This window comes from Streptomyces sp. NPDC045846 (genome assembly GCF_056431605.1).
Genome location: NZ_JBWKKJ010000002.1, coordinates 335,604 through 350,208 on the forward strand (window position 1 = coordinate 335,604; position 14,605 = coordinate 350,208).

The following is a 14,605-nucleotide window of genomic DNA, read 5'->3' on the forward strand; positions in this document are numbered from 1 at the left end:
ACCACCCGTCTGCCGAGGGTGTCAATGCGAGTGGCCGATGTGTCTGATATGCCTGGTGTGATGGACCCGGTACGAGCTTGTGTGCGGCGGAACGTCTGGCGGGCCGTCCGCTGGGTAGGGCACCTCTGTCCCTGCCGTCCACCGAACCTGGAGGCCCCCGTGGTCGCCCCCGTCCCCGAGCAGCCGCTGACCAGTGAGCCCCCCATGGCCGACGCCGAGCCCCTGATCAGCGAACCCCCGATGGCCGAGATCGCCCCGCTGACCAGCGAGCCCACGCCGGTGGCCGCTGCCGCGGGCTTCTGACGCCATGACCCTGGCCCGGCTCGCCGCCCGGCACGGCGTGGCCACGTCCTACTCCCCGTCGGCGGGCGTCACCGTCGACGTGCCGGACGCCACGGTCGTCGCCGTCCTCGCCGCGCTCGGCGTCGACGCGTCGACGCCCGCCGCGGTGCGCCGCGCCCTGGCCGAGGCCGAGGCCGCCGAGGCGGAGCGGCTGCTGCCCCCGACGCTGGTGCGCTGGGGCGACGGCCCGGTGCCGGGCCTGTCCGACGACCTGACGGTGACCGGCACCCCGGTCGCCCAACTCCCGCTCGGCGTGCACCGGTTGGACGTACGCCACCGGGACGGGCGCACCGCGTCCGCCACGCTCGTCGTCGCGCCGCGCGCCCTGCCGCAGCCCGCGGCCCGCACGCACGGCTTCCTCGTCCAGCTCTACTCGCTGCTGTCCGCCCGCTCCTGGGGCATGGGCGACCTCGGCGACCTCGCGGAGCTCGCGGGCTGGTCGGGGCGCACCATCGGCTCGGGATTCGTGCAGGTCAACCCCTTGCACGCGGCCGTGCCCGGCGCCCCCACCGACCCGTCCCCCTACCGCCCCTCCTCGCGCCGCTTCCCCGACCCGGTGCACCTGCGCGTCGAGGACGTCCCCGAGTACGCGTACGCCACCGGGCGCGCCGCGCTCGACGAGCTGGCCGGGCGCGCCGCCGCGCTGCGCCAACGGGTGCTCGCCAAGGGCGAGCTGATCGACCGGGACGCCGTGTGGGACCTCAAGCGCGAGGCCCTCGGCATCCTGCACCGGGTGCCGCTCGCGCCCGGGCGCCGGGCCGCCTACTGCGACTTCCTCGCCGAGCAGGGCCAGGCGCTGGAGGACCACGCCACCTGGTGCGCGCTCGCCGAGCGGTACGGGCCGCACTGGCGGCGCTGGCCCGAGCCGCTGCGCGACCCCAGGTCGGCCGCGACCGCCCGCGCGCGGCGCGAGCTCATCGACCGCGTCGACTTCCACTGCTGGCTCGCCTGGCTCACCGACACCCAGCTCGCCGCGGCCCAGCGCGCGGCCCGCGAGGCGGGCATGCCGGTGGGCCTCGTGCACGACCTCGCGGTCGGCGTGCACCCCGAGGGCGCCGACGCCTGGGCCCAGCAGGACGCCTTCGCGCCCGGCATGTCCATCGGGGCGCCCCCGGACGCCTTCAACGCGCGCGGCCAGGACTGGGGCCTGCCGCCCTGGCGCCCCGACGTGCTGGCCGCGCGCGGGTACGCCCCCTACCGTGGGCTGCTCCAGGGCCTGCTGCGACACGCGGGCGCCCTGCGCATCGACCATGTGATGGGCCTGTTCCGGCTCTGGTGGGTGCCCGAGGGGCGGCCGCCCACCGACGGCACGTACGTCCACTACGACGCCGAGGCGATGCTCGCCGTCCTCGCCCTGGAGGCGCACCGGGCGGGCGCCGTCGTCATAGGGGAGGACCTCGGCACGGTCGAGCCCGGCGTACGCGAGACCCTCGCCGAGCGGGGGGTGCTCGGCACCTCGGTGCTCTGGTTCGAGCGGGACTGGGCGGGTGACGGGCGCCCGCTGGCCCCCGAGGCCTGGCGGCCCGGCTGTGTGGCCACCGCCACCACCCACGACCTCCCCTCCACCGCGGCCCGGCTCACCGGCGAACACGTCCAGCTCCGCCACCGCCTCGGCCTGCTCACGAGCCCGCTCGCCCAGGAGCAGGGAGCCGCCCGCGCGGAGGTGGCCGAATGGCTCGGCTACCTGGAGCGCCTGGGCCTGCTCCCCGACGCCCCCGGCGACGAGGAGGCCGAGATCCGCGCGGTCTACCAGTTCCTGCTGAGCACCCCGGCCCGGATGGTCGGGGTGTGGCTCCCCGACGCCGTCGGCGACCGCAGACCGCAGAACCTGCCGGGCACGTGGGACCAGTACCCCAACTGGCGCCTGCCGGTGGCGGGCCCCGACGGCCAACCGCTGCCCTTCGAGGCCATCGCGGCGTCGCCCCGGCTGCACGAACTGATGCGGGTGTTCCCGCGGGCGGAGCGGCCCGGGCGCACCCCCTGAGGTGGGGCTTCCCGCCCCGGGGGCCCCGTACGGCACCCCCGGGCGCGCGGCCTGCTCGGGCGTTCGCTAACTTTGCACCGTGGACAAGAAGAACGCCCTGCGCGCCGGCGCCGTAGCAGCCGGTACGACGCTGATGATGCTGCTCATGTCGTCCCCCGCGCTCGCGCTCACGCGCGATGACGGTGATGACCCGGGCCCCGGTCTGAGCGTGATCGACACGATCGGTCTGTTCGTGGTCGCGCCCATCGCGCTGTTCGCGATCATCGCCGGTCTGGTGATGGTGCTGGACAAGTCCCGCAAGGCCCCGAAGAAGGCGTAGCCCTCCGGGTTTCTCCCCACCCGCCCGCCCGTTCCGGCCCCCCGCGAGGGCCGAGCCGGCGGGCGCGCGCGGTTGTATCCGCGCCGGATCCTCCCCCACCCCGCCCCTCCCCGAGACCCTCCGGGGGTGAAGGGCGTTCCTGGGGCTCCGCCCCAGACCCCGTTCGCGCCTTAAGGGCGCTCGTCCTCAATCGCCGGACGGGCTAAAGATGCCCATGCTGACCGGCATCGATGCTGTTAGGGGCGCGGGGAACTGCGCGAGCAACCCCGCACGGTCCGCGCGCGACAGGGGGTTGGGGGCGCGGGGTGCCGTGAGCAGCGCCGTATGGTTCGCGGGCGTGCCGGGCCCTCCGGCGGTTGAGGAGCGGGCCAGGGACCGGGACGCTCAGTGGGCGGCCAGTAGCTTCCTCAGCAGGGCCGACAGTTCGTCGGCCTCGGTGGGGGAGAGGGCCGAGGCCAGAACCGAGGTCTGGGCGGCGAGACCCGCCGTCACGGACGCGTCCACCAGGCTCAGCCCCTTCTCCGTGAGGGTGACCCGCAGCCCCCGCCGATCGTGCGGATCGGGGCTGCGGCGCAGCAGACCCGCCTTCTCCAGCTTGTCCAGCCGCCCCGTCATCCCCCCCGTCGTGAGCATCAGCGTCGCCGAGAGCTGACGCGGGGACAGCGTGTACGGATCGCCCGAGCGCCGCAGCGTGGCGAGGACGTCGAACTCCCCCCGCCCGATGCCGAACGTCGCGTACTCCTTCTCCATCCGGTCGCCCATCGCGCGCGCGATCCGGTAGATCCGCCCGTACACCGCCATGGGGACCGTGTCGAGGTCCGGGCGGACCGCCGCCCACTGGGCGGTGATGGCGTCCACCGCGTCCGAGGGCGCGTCCGGCGGGGTCGGGGGTGTCGTCTTCGCGGAGGTCATGCCTCCAGTATCCGAACCGAGTCGGTAGGACGCAAGAAAGTTGCTTGACGAAAAGTAGCTTACGAGTAAGCTACTTTTCAGCAAGGCAACGCCCGTCCCCCTCCTCGTCCCGGAGTCCTCATGCGTACGTTCCGCAGTCGTACCCGCACCCCGCGCATAGCCGGGGAACGCCGGATGCTCGTCGCCATGGCGGTCGACGCGACCGGCTCCGGGATGTACGTACCGTTCAGCCTGGTCTTCTTCCACCACGTCACCGGGCTCCCGTTCGCCACCGTCGGCCTCGTGCTCACCGTCGTCGGACTGCTCGGGCTCGGCGCGCTTCCGCTCGCCGGGGCGGCGGTCGACCGGTACGGCGCCCAGCGCGTCCAGCTCCTGCTGTACGGGGTGCGCGGCACGGGCTTCCTGCTCTACCCCTTCGCCCACGCGCTGCCCGCCTTCGCCGCCGTCGCCCTGGCCACCGCCTTCGGCGACCGGGCCTTCCCCGCCGTCCAGCAGTCGCTGCTCGGCGAGGTCGCCCAGGGCGCCGACCGGGACCGGCTCCAGGCCTCCTCGCGCGCCCTGCGCAACGGCGGGCTCGGCGCGGGCTCGCTGCTCGCCTCGCTCGTGGTCGGGTTCGCGGGGGACGCCGGGTTCACCGTCGCGGCCTGGCTCAACGCGGCCAGCTTCGCGCTCGCCGCCGTCCTGATGCGCGGCGTGCGGGCCGAACGGCGGGCACCCGCGGACGCCGCGGCGAGGCCGTCCGCGGGCTACCGGCAGGTCTTCGCCGACCGGCCCTTCCTCGGCCTGACGGCGGTCAACTTCCTGAACGCGCTGGGTTATTCGGCCCTGTCGGTCCTCTTCCCGCTGTACATCACCACCTGGCTGCGCGGCCCCCAGGCCATCACCGGCACCGCGTTCACGCTCAACACCGTGATGTGCGCGGGGGGCGGGGTCGTGATCGCCGCCCGGGTCCGCTCCCGCGGTGCCCGCCGCACCCGCTCGGCGGCACTGGGCTCGCTCCTGTTCGCCGCCGCCTTCGCCGCGCAGATCGTGCTCGGTACGTTCCGGCCCGGCTCGGGGATCGTGCTCGGCGGGGCGCTCCTGCTCATCGTCGCCCTGTACACCCTGGGCGAGCTCGTCCACAGCCCGTCGGCCGGCGCGCTCTCGGTGGCGGCCGCGCCCGAGGCCCTGCGGGGGCGCTACCTCGCGGCGTACCAGCTGTCCTGGTCGCTCTCCGCGGCCGTCGCGCCCTCGCTCTTCACGGCGCTGATGGCGGCCGACGGCCGGCTGCCGTGGCTCCTGCTCGTCGTCACGTCGCTGGTGGCGGCGGGAGGCCTGCTGCGCCTGGAGCGGGTGCTGCCGCAGAGCGCCGTCCAGGTCACCCCCGTCACCCCGGTCGCCTCCGTCGCGCCGATCGCGGCGGTGCCCACGGCCGTCGCCGCCCGCTGAGCCGTCCCCGTCCCGACCCCACTCTTCCCAGGGAGCCCCTCATGAACCGGAACCATCTCGTCACCGTCGCCCTCACCGCGCTCGCGCCCGCCTCCTGGGGGTCCACCTACTTCGTCACGACCCAGTTCCTGCCCGCCGACCGGCCGCTGTTCACCGGCATGATGCGGGCGCTGCCCGCGGGACTCGCCCTGCTGGCGCTCACCAGACGGCTGCCGAGAGGGGACTGGTGGTGGAAGGCGGTGGTGCTCGGGGCGCTGAACATCGGGGCGTTCTTCCCGCTGCTCTTCCTCTCCGCCTACCGGCTGCCCGGCGGCATGGCCGCGGTGATCGGCTCGGTCGGACCGCTCTGGGTGGCCGGGCTCGCCGCCCTCTTCCTCGGCGAGAAGCCCACCCTGCGCACCCTGCTCACCGGCATCGCGGCCGCCCTCGGGGTCAGCCTCGTGGTCCTGAAGGCGGCCGGTTCCTTCGACGCGATCGGCGTCCTCGCCACGCTCGGCTCGTCCGCCTCGATGTCGGCCGGGACCGTGTTCACCAAGCGGTGGGGGCGGCCCGAAGGGGCCGGGCCGCTGGTGCTGACCGGCTGGCAACTCACCGCGGGCGGACTCCTGATCGCGCCGGTCGCCTTCTTCGTGGAGGGCGCGCCGCCCGCGCTCGACGGACGCAACATCGCCGGATACGTCTACCTCGCCCTGGTGAACACGGCCATCGCGTACTGGCTCTGGTTCCGCGGCATCGGCCGGATGACCGCGACCTCCGTCACCTTCCTCGGGCCGCTCTCGCCGCTCACCGCCGCCGTCATCGGCTGGGCGGCCCTCGGCCAGGCGCTCGCCCCCGTCCAGCTGCTCGGCATGGCGATCGCCTTCGGCGCCACCCTCGCCGGGCAGGCGACCCCCAGGAAGCGGCAGGCCGAGGCGGTCCAATCGTTCAGTTCTCCTGAAGTTGTCGAGCAGAAACTTTCGATGGACCTGACCGGTCCGACGGTGCGACGGTAGGGGCCTGTCGGGCCCGGGGGACACCAACCCGCCCGGGCCCACCCCACCACCGGGCGCACCCACCCGCCGCATGAAACGGAGTCATCGTGACCGTCCTGGACCGAGTCCACAGCACACCGCGCGCCACCGCGGCCCAGAAGGCGGGGCAGGCCTCCGGGCTCGGGCTCGTGTTCGCGGCCGTCGCGACGGTCGTCTGGTCCGGGAGTTTCGTCGCCTCCCGGGCGCTGCACGACTCGGTCCCGCCCGTGCAGGCCGCGTTCTGGCGCTGGCTGATCGCCATCGCCGCGGTCGCCCCGTTCGCCGCCCGGGAGGCCTGGCGCCAACGCGCCCTGATCCGGCGCCACCTGGGATATCTGACGGCGGCCTCGCTGCTCGGCATCACGGTCTACAACACCCTGGTCAACCAGGCCGGGACCTCCACCTCGGCCGGCAACATGGGCATGATCATGGCCGCTTCGCCGGTCCTGATGGCCGTCCACGAGCGGCTCACCGGCGGCCGGCTCGGCGCCCGGCGCACGACCGGGCTGCTCGTCGCGGTGGCCGGGGTGCTCCTCCTGGTCACCAAGGGCTCGCTCGCCCTCGACCTCGCCCCGGGCGACCTCTGGATGGTCGCCGCCGCCCTCAGCTTCGCCTCGTACAGCGTGCTGCTGCGGCGCCGCCCGGCCGAACTCGGCGCCCTCGCCTTCCTGTTGACCACCTTCGTGCTCGGCGCGCTCATGCTGGCTCCCGCGTACGGGATCAGCCTCGCCGTCCAGGGCGGCTTCGCCGCGACGCCCGGCACCGTCGGCCCGCTCCTCTATGTCGGCGTCCTCTCCTCCGCCGTCGCCTTCTTCGCCTGGAACAAGGCGATCGCCCTGATCGGCGCAGCCCGGGCCGGGGTCGTCTACTACCTCCAGCCGGTCTGCGTGGCCCTGCTCTCCTACCCCCTGCTCGGCGAGGCGATGGGCCCGGCGCAGCTGGTCTCCATGGCGCTCATCCTCGGCGGGGTCGTCCTCGGATCCCGACGGTAGGGGCCGCCGGTATGTTGCGTCCCATGAGCGAGTGGGACATCAAGAAGCTGCACATCCTGCGGACCCTGCGCGAGCAGGGCACCGTGACCGCGACCGCCGAGGTGCTCATGATGACGCCCTCGGCGGTCTCGCAGCAGCTCTCCAACCTCGCCAAACAGCTCGGCGTGACCCTGCTCGAAGCGCACGGACGCCGGGTGCGGCTCACCGACGCCGCCCATCTCGTGCTGCGCCACGCAGAGGCGGTCTTCGCCCAACTGGAGCGCGCGGACGCCGAGTTGGCGGGCTACTTGCAGGGCGAGGCGGGCGAGGTGCGGATCGGGGCGTTCTCGACCGCCGTGCCCGCCCTCGTCGTACCGGCCGTACAGCAGCTGCGCCGCAGTCATCCGGCCCTGGAGGTGCGGGTGCGGGAGGCCGAGGCCGCGGAGGCGTACGAACTGCTCTCGGCCGGGGCCGTTGACCTCGCCCTCTCCCTCGCCGCGCACGCGCCGAGCGCCCGCGACCCGAAGTTCGCGCTGCTGCCCCTGCTGACCGACCCGCTCGACGTGGCGCTGCCCGCCGGACACCCGCTCGCCGCCGAGCCGGGGCTCAGGCTCGCCGACCTCGCGCACGAGCCGTGGATCTTCGGCGGCAGCGGGCCCTGGTCCGAGATCACCACGGCGGCCTGCGAGGCGGCCGGGTTCGTGCCGGAACAGGCGCACAGCGCGGCCGGCTGGACCGCGATCCTGGCCATGGTGGAGGCCGGGATGGGGGTCGCCCTGGTGCCTCGGATGGCCGCCGCCGACCGCCGCGCGGGCGTCGTCATGCGGATACTCAGCGCGGACCAGCCGCGGCGGCACGTCGTGGCGGCGGTGCGGCGCGGCGCGGAGGAGGGGCCCGCGGTGGCCCGGGTCCTCGCCGCCCTGCGCGAGGTCGCGAACACCCGGCCCGCCGGATAGCGCCCGCCCTAGGCGCCGGCGTGGACCGCGTCCAGACGGGCCAGTTCGTCCGCGGTGAGGCGCAGCGCGCCCGCCGCCACGTTGTCGACGAGGTGCCCCGGGTCGCCGGTGCCGGGGATGGCGAGCACATGCGGGCCGCGGTGCAGCGTCCACGCCAGGCGGACCCGCGCCGCGCTCACCCCGTGGGCGCGCGCGACGGCCAGCACCTCCTCGTTCTCCGGGCCGCCCGCGCCCGTCTCGCGCCCGGCCCCGGCGATCGCGTAGAACGGCACGAACGCGATGCCCCGCTCGCCGCACAGCCGCAGCATCTCCTCCTGCTCCGCGGACGCCCCGATGCCGTACGGGTTCTGGACGCACACGACCGGCGCGATGGCCAGCGCCTCGTCGAGGTGGGCGGGGCGCACGTTGGACAGGCCCAGGTGCCGGATCAGCCCCGCCTCGCGCAGCTCGGCCAGCGCGCCGAAGCGCTCGGCGATCGGATCGGTGCCGACGATGCGCAGGTTCACCACGTCCAGGTGGTCACGGCCGAGCTGGCGCAGGTTCTCCTCGACCTGCCCGCGCAGCGCCCCGGGCGTCCTGGCGTGCTCGCCCCACTCGCCCGACGGGACGCGGGTGGGCCCGACCTTGGTGGTGATGACGAGGTCGTCGGCGTACGGGGCGAGCGCCCGGTTGATCAGCTCGTTCGCGGAACGGAGCGGCGAGAAGTAGAACGCGGCGGTGTCGATGTGGTTGACGCCGAGCTCGACCGCCCTGCGCAGCACGCCGATCGACCGCTCCCGGTCGCTCGGCACGGCGTCGGCGCGCAGCGCCGGGCCCTGCTGCGGAAGGCGCATCGCGCCGAAGCCGATCCGGTTGACGGCCAGGTCGCCGAGCTTCCAGGTGCCCGCGGCCGCCGCGGTGATCTTCTCTGAGGTCGTGGTCATGGCGGGAGTCTGGCAGCGGGCGGGCGGGCGGCGGGGAGATGGCAGCAAGCTGCCAAACTGTTCAGCTGTGCTGAATGGACTGTGCGGAAACTTTCGATGGACGTGAGCTGTGGGGGCGGGCGAGAGTCGGGGCATGACTTCCGCCAGCGAGAACACCGCCGCCGCATCCGCAGAGGACCCGCACGCCAACGACGCCGCCCCGTACGGAGGCGGCGACCCGTACGCCGACTACCGCTCCGGTGACTTCGCCTTCACCGAGCTCGTCGACCTCGCGGACCGACGGCTCGGCGCGGGAGTCATCGCCGCCAACGACGAGTTCTTCGCCGAGCGCGAGAACCTGCTCGTGCGCGAGCGGGCCGTGTTCGACCCCGAGCACTTCGGGCACAAGGGCAAGATCATGGACGGCTGGGAGACCCGCCGCCGTCGCGGAGTTGACGCCGATCACGTCTTCCCCGCGCCCGAGGACCACGACTGGGCGCTCGTCCGTCTCGGCGCGCCCGGCGTGATCAAGGGGATCGTCGTCGACACGGCGCACTTCCGGGGCAACTACCCGCAGCGGGTCTCGGTCCAGGCCACCTCGGTCGAGGGCTCGCCGAGCCCCGAGCGGCTCCTCGCCGACGACGTGAAGTGGGACGAGATCGTCCCGCCCACGCCGGTGCGCGGCCACGCCGAGAACGGCTTCGAGATCACCACCGGCCGCCGCTACACCCACGTCCGGCTCTGCCAGCACCCCGACGGCGGTGTCGCCCGTCTGCGCGTGCACGGCGAGGTCGTGCCGGACCCGGAGTGGCTCGACACGCTCGGCACGATCGACCTCGTGGCGGTCGTCAACGGCGGTGCGTACGAGGACGCGTCCGACAAGTTCTACTCCTCGCCGACGCAGATCATCCTGCCCGGTACGTCGCGGAAGATGGACGACGGCTGGGAGAACCGCCGTCGCCGCGTCCGCGACACCAACGACTGGGTACGGTTCCGGCTGGTCGCACAGGGGGCGATCAGGGCGGTCGAGATCGACACGGCGTACCTGTTGGGGAACGCGGCGGGGTGGGTCGCGCTGAGCGGGCGCAACGGTGAGACGGGGGAGTGGTTCGAGATCATCCCGCGTACGCGTCTTGAGCCCGACACGCTGCACCGGTTCCGCCTGCCCGCACAGGCGGTGGCGACGCATGTCCGTCTCGACGCGTTTCCCGACGGTGGGGTGGCGCGGATGCGGCTGCATGGGGCGCTGACGGCCGAGGGGTCGGCCGAACTCGGCCGCCGCTACACGGAGTTGACCGGCTGACCCGGTCTCGTCCTCTTCCGCCCGGCGGCACGGTTGCGCGTACGACGCCCGTCCGTCGGGCGGTCTTCATTCCCCACCCCGCCCCTTCCCGAAAGCCTCCGGCGGGGAGGGGCGGGGGAGGGGGAGGGGAGGCCAGCTTCCCGGGGGCTCCGCCCCCGGACCCCCAGCGGGGGCTTCGCCCCCTGCACCCCTGCGGGGGCTTCGCCCCGAAAAGTGCTGCCCGCCCCCCAGGCCGCGGGGCGAATTCAGCACCTCCGGCGTTTGAGGAGCGGGGTTCTGGGCGGAGCCCCGAGGGGGTGTGGGGTGGGGAGGGCCCGCAGGGCGTCCCCACCCCGGCCTTCGCTACGCGGACTCTGCGTCGGCCGTCCGGGCCCGGAGCGCTCGCTCCACACCCGCCCGGGACTCCGAGATCAGGCGGCGGAGCGACGCGTTCGGCTGGGCCGAGTCGAGCCAGGCGTCCGTCGCGTCCAGGGTGTCCTGGGAGACCAGCAGCGACGGGTACAGGCCCACCGCGATCTGCTGGGCGATCTCGTGCGAGCGGGACTCCCACACGTCCTTGACCGCGGCGAAGAACTTCGAGGAGTACGGCGCGAGCAGCTCGCGCTGGTCGGTCTGCACGAAGCCGCCGATCACCGCTTCCTGCACCGCGTTCGGCAGTGTGTCGCCCTCCACGACCGACGCCCACGCCTCGGCCTTGGCCTCCGGCGTCGGCCGCGCGGCCCGCGCGGTCGCCGCGTGGCGCTCGCCCGCCGCCGTCCGGTCGCGCTCCAGCTCCGCCGCGATCTCCGGCTCGTCGAAGACGCCGGTCGCGGCGAGCCGCTCCACGAACGCCCAGCGCAGCTCGGTGTCCACGGCGAGCCCCTCGATGACCTCCGCGCCCGTCAACAGAGCCTGGAGCAGGTCGAGTTGCTGCGGCGTCCGGGCCGTCGCGGCGAACGCGCGGGCCCAGGCCAGCTGGTGGTCGCTGCCCGGCTCGGCGGTGCGCAGGTGCGCCAGCGTCGCGTCGGTCCACTGGGTCAGACCCGCGTCGCGCCACTCGGGCGCCGCGTACAGGTCGATGGCCAGCTTGACCTGCCGGTGCAGGGACTGGACCACGCCGATGTCGGACTCCTTGGCGATGCCGGAGAGCACCAGCGCCAGGTAGTCGCGCGTGGCGAGTTCGCCGTCGCGGGTCATGTCCCAGGCCGAGGCCCAGCACAGGGCGCGCGGCAGGGACTCGGTGAAGTCGCCCAGGTGCTCGGTGACGACCCGCAGGGACTCCTCGTCCAGGCGGACCTTCGCGTACGAGAGGTCGTCGTCGTTGAGCAGCACGACCGCCGGGCGGCGGGTGCCCGCGGGCAGCTCGACCGCGGTGCGCTCGGCGGCCTCGATGTCCAGCTCGAACCGGTTCGTGCGGACCAGCTTGCCCGCCCCGTCCAGGTCGTAGAAGCCGATCGCGATGCGGTGCGGCCGCAGCGTCGGCTCGCCCTGCGCGCCGGCGGGCAGCGCCGGGGCCTCCTGGAGGACGGTGAAGGAGGTGATGGTGCCCGAGTCGTCCACGACGAGCTCGGGACGCAGCACGTTGATGCCGGCCGTCTCCAGCCACGCCCGCGACCAGGCCTTCAGATCGCGGCCGCTCGTCTTCTCCAGCGCCCCGAGCAGGTCGGACAGGCGGGTGTTGCCGAACGCGTGCGCCTTGAAGTAGGCCTGCACGCCCTGGAAGAACTCGTCCATGCCGACGTACGCCACGAGCTGCTTGAGCACGGAGGCGCCCTTGGCGTACGTGATGCCGTCGAAGTTGACCAGGACGTCGTCCAGGTCGCGGATGTCGGCCATGATCGGGTGCGTCGAGGGAAGCTGGTCCTGGCGGTAGGCCCAGGTCTTCATCGAGTTGGCGAACGTGGTCCAGGAGTGCGGCCACTTCGAGCCCTCGGCGTACGCCTGGCAGGCGATCGAGGTGTAGGTGGCGAACGACTCGTTCAGCCAGAGGTCGTTCCACCACTCCATCGTCACCAGGTCGCCGAACCACATGTGGGCGAGCTCGTGCAGGATGGTCTCGGCGCGCACCTCGTAGGCGGCGTCCGTCACCTTCGAGCGGAACACGTACTGGTCGCGGATGGTGACCGCGCCCGCGTTCTCCATCGCGCCCGCGTTGAACTCCGGAACGAAGAGCTGGTCGTACTTGGCGAACGGGTAGGCGTAGTCGAACTTCTCCTGGAACCAGTCGAAGCCCTGCCGGGTCACCGCGAAGATCTCGTCCGCGTCGAGGAACTCGGCGAGCGAGGGACGGCAGTAGATGCCCAGCGGCACGGACTGCCCGGCCGGGCCCTCGTACGAGGAGTGCACCGAGTGGTACGGGCCCACGATCAGCGCGGTGATGTACGAGGAGATGCGCGGCGTCGGCTCGAAGACCCAGACGTCGTCCTTGGGCTCCGGCGTCGGCGAGTTGGAGATCACCGTCCAGCCGCTCGGTGCCTTCACGGTGAACTGGAAGGTCGCCTTCAGGTCGGGCTGCTCGAACGAGGCGAACACCCGGCGCGCGTCCGGGACCTCGAACTGCGTGTAGAGGTAGGCCTGTTGGTCCACCGGGTCCACGAAGCGGTGCAGACCTTCGCCGGTGTTGGTGTACGCGCAGTCCGCGACGACCTTCAGCTCGTTCGGGCCCGCTTCGAGCCCGGCCAGCGCGATCCGGCTGTCGGCGAACACGGCGGCCGCGTCCAGCGCGGTCCCGTTCAGGACGACCTCGTGCACGCTCGGCGCGACCAGGTCGATGAAGGTCTCCGCCCCGGCCTCGGCAGAATCGAAGCGCACGGTGGTCACGGACCGATACGTGCCGCCCTCCTGCGCGCCGCTCAGGTCGAGCTCGATCTCGTACGAGTCAACGGTGAGCAGGGCGGCCCGCCGCTGCGCCTCTTCACGGGTCAGATTCGTGCCAGGCACCCGGTCATCTCCTTCAGATGCTTCAGTTCCATCAGATCGTGATGTTTCCGGCCATCCTTGCACGCACGACGCGGGCAGCGCGATGTCCGTTTTCCGCCGGTGAACAGGGGCCCGCGCGACCACGCTTGTGGCATGACGATCCACACCGCACGCCCCGTCGATCCCGCCGTCCTCAAGCAGCTCCGCGACACCGACGACGCCGGGCGGCCGTGCGTCCCCTACACCGACCACGAGGGCGGCTCCCCGCTGCGCTGCTGCCTGCGCCCGATCCGGCCCGGCGAGCGGGTGGCCCTCGTCTCGTACGCCCCGCTGCGCCGCTGGGCCGCCGAGACCTCGGCCGCCCCGGGTGCCTACGACGAGCAGGGCCCGGTCTTCATCCACGCCGAGGAGTGCGAAGGACCCACCGCGGCCGACCACCCCTTCACGCGGCCCGGGGCGCTGCGGGTCCTGCGGCGCTACAGCCGGGACGGGCACATCCTGGGAGGGCGGCTCCTGGCGTTCCCCGCGGACGCGGCCCCCGCCTTCGACGCGGCCCTCGACGAGGCGTTCGCCGACCCGGAGGTCGCCCTGGTGCACGTCCGCGCCGTCGAGTACGGCTGCTTCCAGTTCGAGGTGCGCCGGCCCTAACCGGCCTCGTCGAGCGCCTTCGCGAACTCCCGCACCCGCGCGCTGTCCCCGCCCCGGCGCCACACCAGGCCGAGCGCGGACCTCGGCACCCCGCCGACCGGCACGAACACCACGTCGTCCCGGCGGTGGTAGTCGGCGGTCGGCCGGCACACGAGCATCGTGCCGACGCCCGCCGCGACCAGCGTCAGGCCCTCCTGGAGAGTGCCCACCCACGGCCCGCCCGCAGCTGGTGCCTGGGCCTCGCGCCAGTACGCGGGGGCCGGGTCCGCCGGGGCGATCAGGCGGGCCCCGGCGAGGTCGGCGGCGGTGAGCGAGGCCCGCGAGGCGTACGGGTGGCGCACCGACACCGCGAGGGTCTGCGGACGCACCGAGAACACCGGGCCGAGTTCGAGATCGGGCTCGGCCACCGGCAGCAGCACCACGGCCGTGTCCACCTCCCCGCGCCGCACCGCCCCGAAGGGGTCGGCGAGCGGCAGCTCGGTGATGCTGGTCGCCACCTCGGGGCAGCGGTCGCGGAACGCGGCGATCGCGCGCGTGGTGCGGCCGTCGGCGGCGCCCTGGAAGCCGATCCGCAGGGTCGCGCCGAGCCCGCGCGCCGACGCCCGCGCCTCGTCCACCGTGGTCGCCAACGCCTCGTAGGCGGGCCGGAGTTCGTCCGCGAAGCGCTCGCCGAACGGGGTCAGCCGTACGCTCCTGCTGGTCCGGTCCACCAGCCGTGCCCCCAGCCTGCGCTCCAGGGCGGCGAGCAGCTGGCTGACCCGGCTCTGCGAGACGTACAGCCGCTCTCCCGTCCGGCCGAAGTGCAGCTCCCGCGCCAGCACCAGGAAGCACTCCAGCTCGCGTATCTCCAGACCCGCCACGGCCCACCCCGTCGATCGATGCGTGTGGCTCATAGAAGGATGAGCGCTTCGCCGTTGTTCCCCGCGGCCGGG

General features: G+C 73.6%; 13 protein-coding genes. 9 read left to right on the top strand and 4 right to left on the bottom strand.

What is annotated here, in order from left to right; all coding sequences use genetic code 11:
• The first annotated feature begins 81 nt into the window (after positions 1 to 81).
• The 3 genes from AC07F3_RS06485 (at position 82) to AC07F3_RS06495 (ending at position 2,645) form a co-directional block, all read left to right on the top strand.
• Positions 82 to 303: a hypothetical protein gene (locus tag AC07F3_RS06485; protein ID WP_479111901.1), complete on the top strand. Its 222-nt coding sequence runs from the start codon at positions 82 to 84 to the stop codon at positions 301 to 303.
• A gap of 4 nt (positions 304 to 307) precedes the next feature.
• Complete coding sequence (gene malQ / locus AC07F3_RS06490; RefSeq protein ID WP_479111075.1) at positions 308 to 2,326, top strand: 4-alpha-glucanotransferase; 2,019 nt, start codon at positions 308 to 310, stop codon at positions 2,324 to 2,326.
• 79 nt (positions 2,327 to 2,405) lie between these two features.
• Positions 2,406 to 2,645, top strand: a complete 240-nt coding sequence (locus AC07F3_RS06495) for a hypothetical protein (protein ID WP_078966529.1) — start codon at positions 2,406 to 2,408, stop codon at positions 2,643 to 2,645.
• A 384-nt stretch (positions 2,646 to 3,029) separates the two neighbouring features.
• Here the strand turns inward: AC07F3_RS06495 and AC07F3_RS06500 are convergent, their stop codons facing one another.
• Positions 3,030 to 3,557 (bottom strand): MarR family winged helix-turn-helix transcriptional regulator, encoded by a 528-nt coding sequence (locus AC07F3_RS06500; protein ID WP_479111077.1) that lies wholly within the window; start codon positions 3,555 to 3,557, stop codon positions 3,030 to 3,032.
• A gap of 120 nt (positions 3,558 to 3,677) precedes the next feature.
• Between AC07F3_RS06500 and AC07F3_RS06505 the strand changes: the two genes are divergently transcribed.
• The 4 genes from AC07F3_RS06505 (at position 3,678) to AC07F3_RS06520 (ending at position 7,922) form a co-directional block, all read left to right on the top strand.
• On the top strand, positions 3,678 to 4,985 hold the full coding sequence (locus AC07F3_RS06505; protein WP_479111079.1) for an MFS transporter: 1,308 nt from the start codon (positions 3,678 to 3,680) through the stop codon (positions 4,983 to 4,985).
• A 41-nt stretch (positions 4,986 to 5,026) separates the two neighbouring features.
• Entirely contained in the window at positions 5,027 to 5,977 is a 951-nt protein-coding gene (locus AC07F3_RS06510) for an EamA family transporter (RefSeq protein WP_479111081.1), read from the top strand.
• A gap of 86 nt (positions 5,978 to 6,063) precedes the next feature.
• Positions 6,064 to 6,987, top strand: coding sequence for a DMT family transporter (locus tag AC07F3_RS06515; protein WP_479111083.1), 924 nt, complete (start codon positions 6,064 to 6,066; stop codon positions 6,985 to 6,987).
• A 23-nt stretch (positions 6,988 to 7,010) separates the two neighbouring features.
• Positions 7,011 to 7,922 (top strand): LysR substrate-binding domain-containing protein, encoded by a 912-nt coding sequence (locus AC07F3_RS06520; RefSeq protein ID WP_479111085.1) that lies wholly within the window; start codon positions 7,011 to 7,013, stop codon positions 7,920 to 7,922.
• An 8-nt stretch (positions 7,923 to 7,930) separates the two neighbouring features.
• Here AC07F3_RS06520 and AC07F3_RS06525 read toward each other — a convergent pair whose 3' ends face one another.
• Complete coding sequence (locus AC07F3_RS06525; protein ID WP_479111087.1) at positions 7,931 to 8,845, bottom strand: aldo/keto reductase; 915 nt, start codon at positions 8,843 to 8,845, stop codon at positions 7,931 to 7,933.
• Between the two features lie 133 nt (positions 8,846 to 8,978).
• On the opposite strand from AC07F3_RS06525, the gene alc reads away from it, so the two are divergent.
• Complete coding sequence (gene alc / locus AC07F3_RS06530) at positions 8,979 to 10,127, top strand: allantoicase (RefSeq protein ID WP_479111089.1); 1,149 nt, start codon at positions 8,979 to 8,981, stop codon at positions 10,125 to 10,127.
• 342 nt (positions 10,128 to 10,469) lie between these two features.
• Here alc and pepN read toward each other — a convergent pair whose 3' ends face one another.
• Positions 10,470 to 13,046 (bottom strand): aminopeptidase N, encoded by a 2,577-nt coding sequence (pepN, locus tag AC07F3_RS06535; protein WP_479111091.1) that lies wholly within the window; start codon positions 13,044 to 13,046, stop codon positions 10,470 to 10,472.
• A 132-nt stretch (positions 13,047 to 13,178) separates the two neighbouring features.
• Here pepN and AC07F3_RS06540 point away from each other — a divergent pair, with 132 nt between their 5' ends.
• On the top strand, positions 13,179 to 13,673 hold the full coding sequence (locus tag AC07F3_RS06540; protein ID WP_479111093.1) for a DUF1203 domain-containing protein: 495 nt from the start codon (positions 13,179 to 13,181) through the stop codon (positions 13,671 to 13,673).
• On the opposite strand, the gene AC07F3_RS06545 is transcribed toward AC07F3_RS06540, so the two are convergent.
• Positions 13,670 to 14,566, bottom strand: coding sequence for a LysR family transcriptional regulator (locus tag AC07F3_RS06545; protein ID WP_479111095.1), 897 nt, complete (start codon positions 14,564 to 14,566; stop codon positions 13,670 to 13,672). The genes AC07F3_RS06540 and AC07F3_RS06545 overlap by 4 nt on opposite strands.
• Positions 14,567 to 14,605 lie beyond the last annotated feature (39 nt).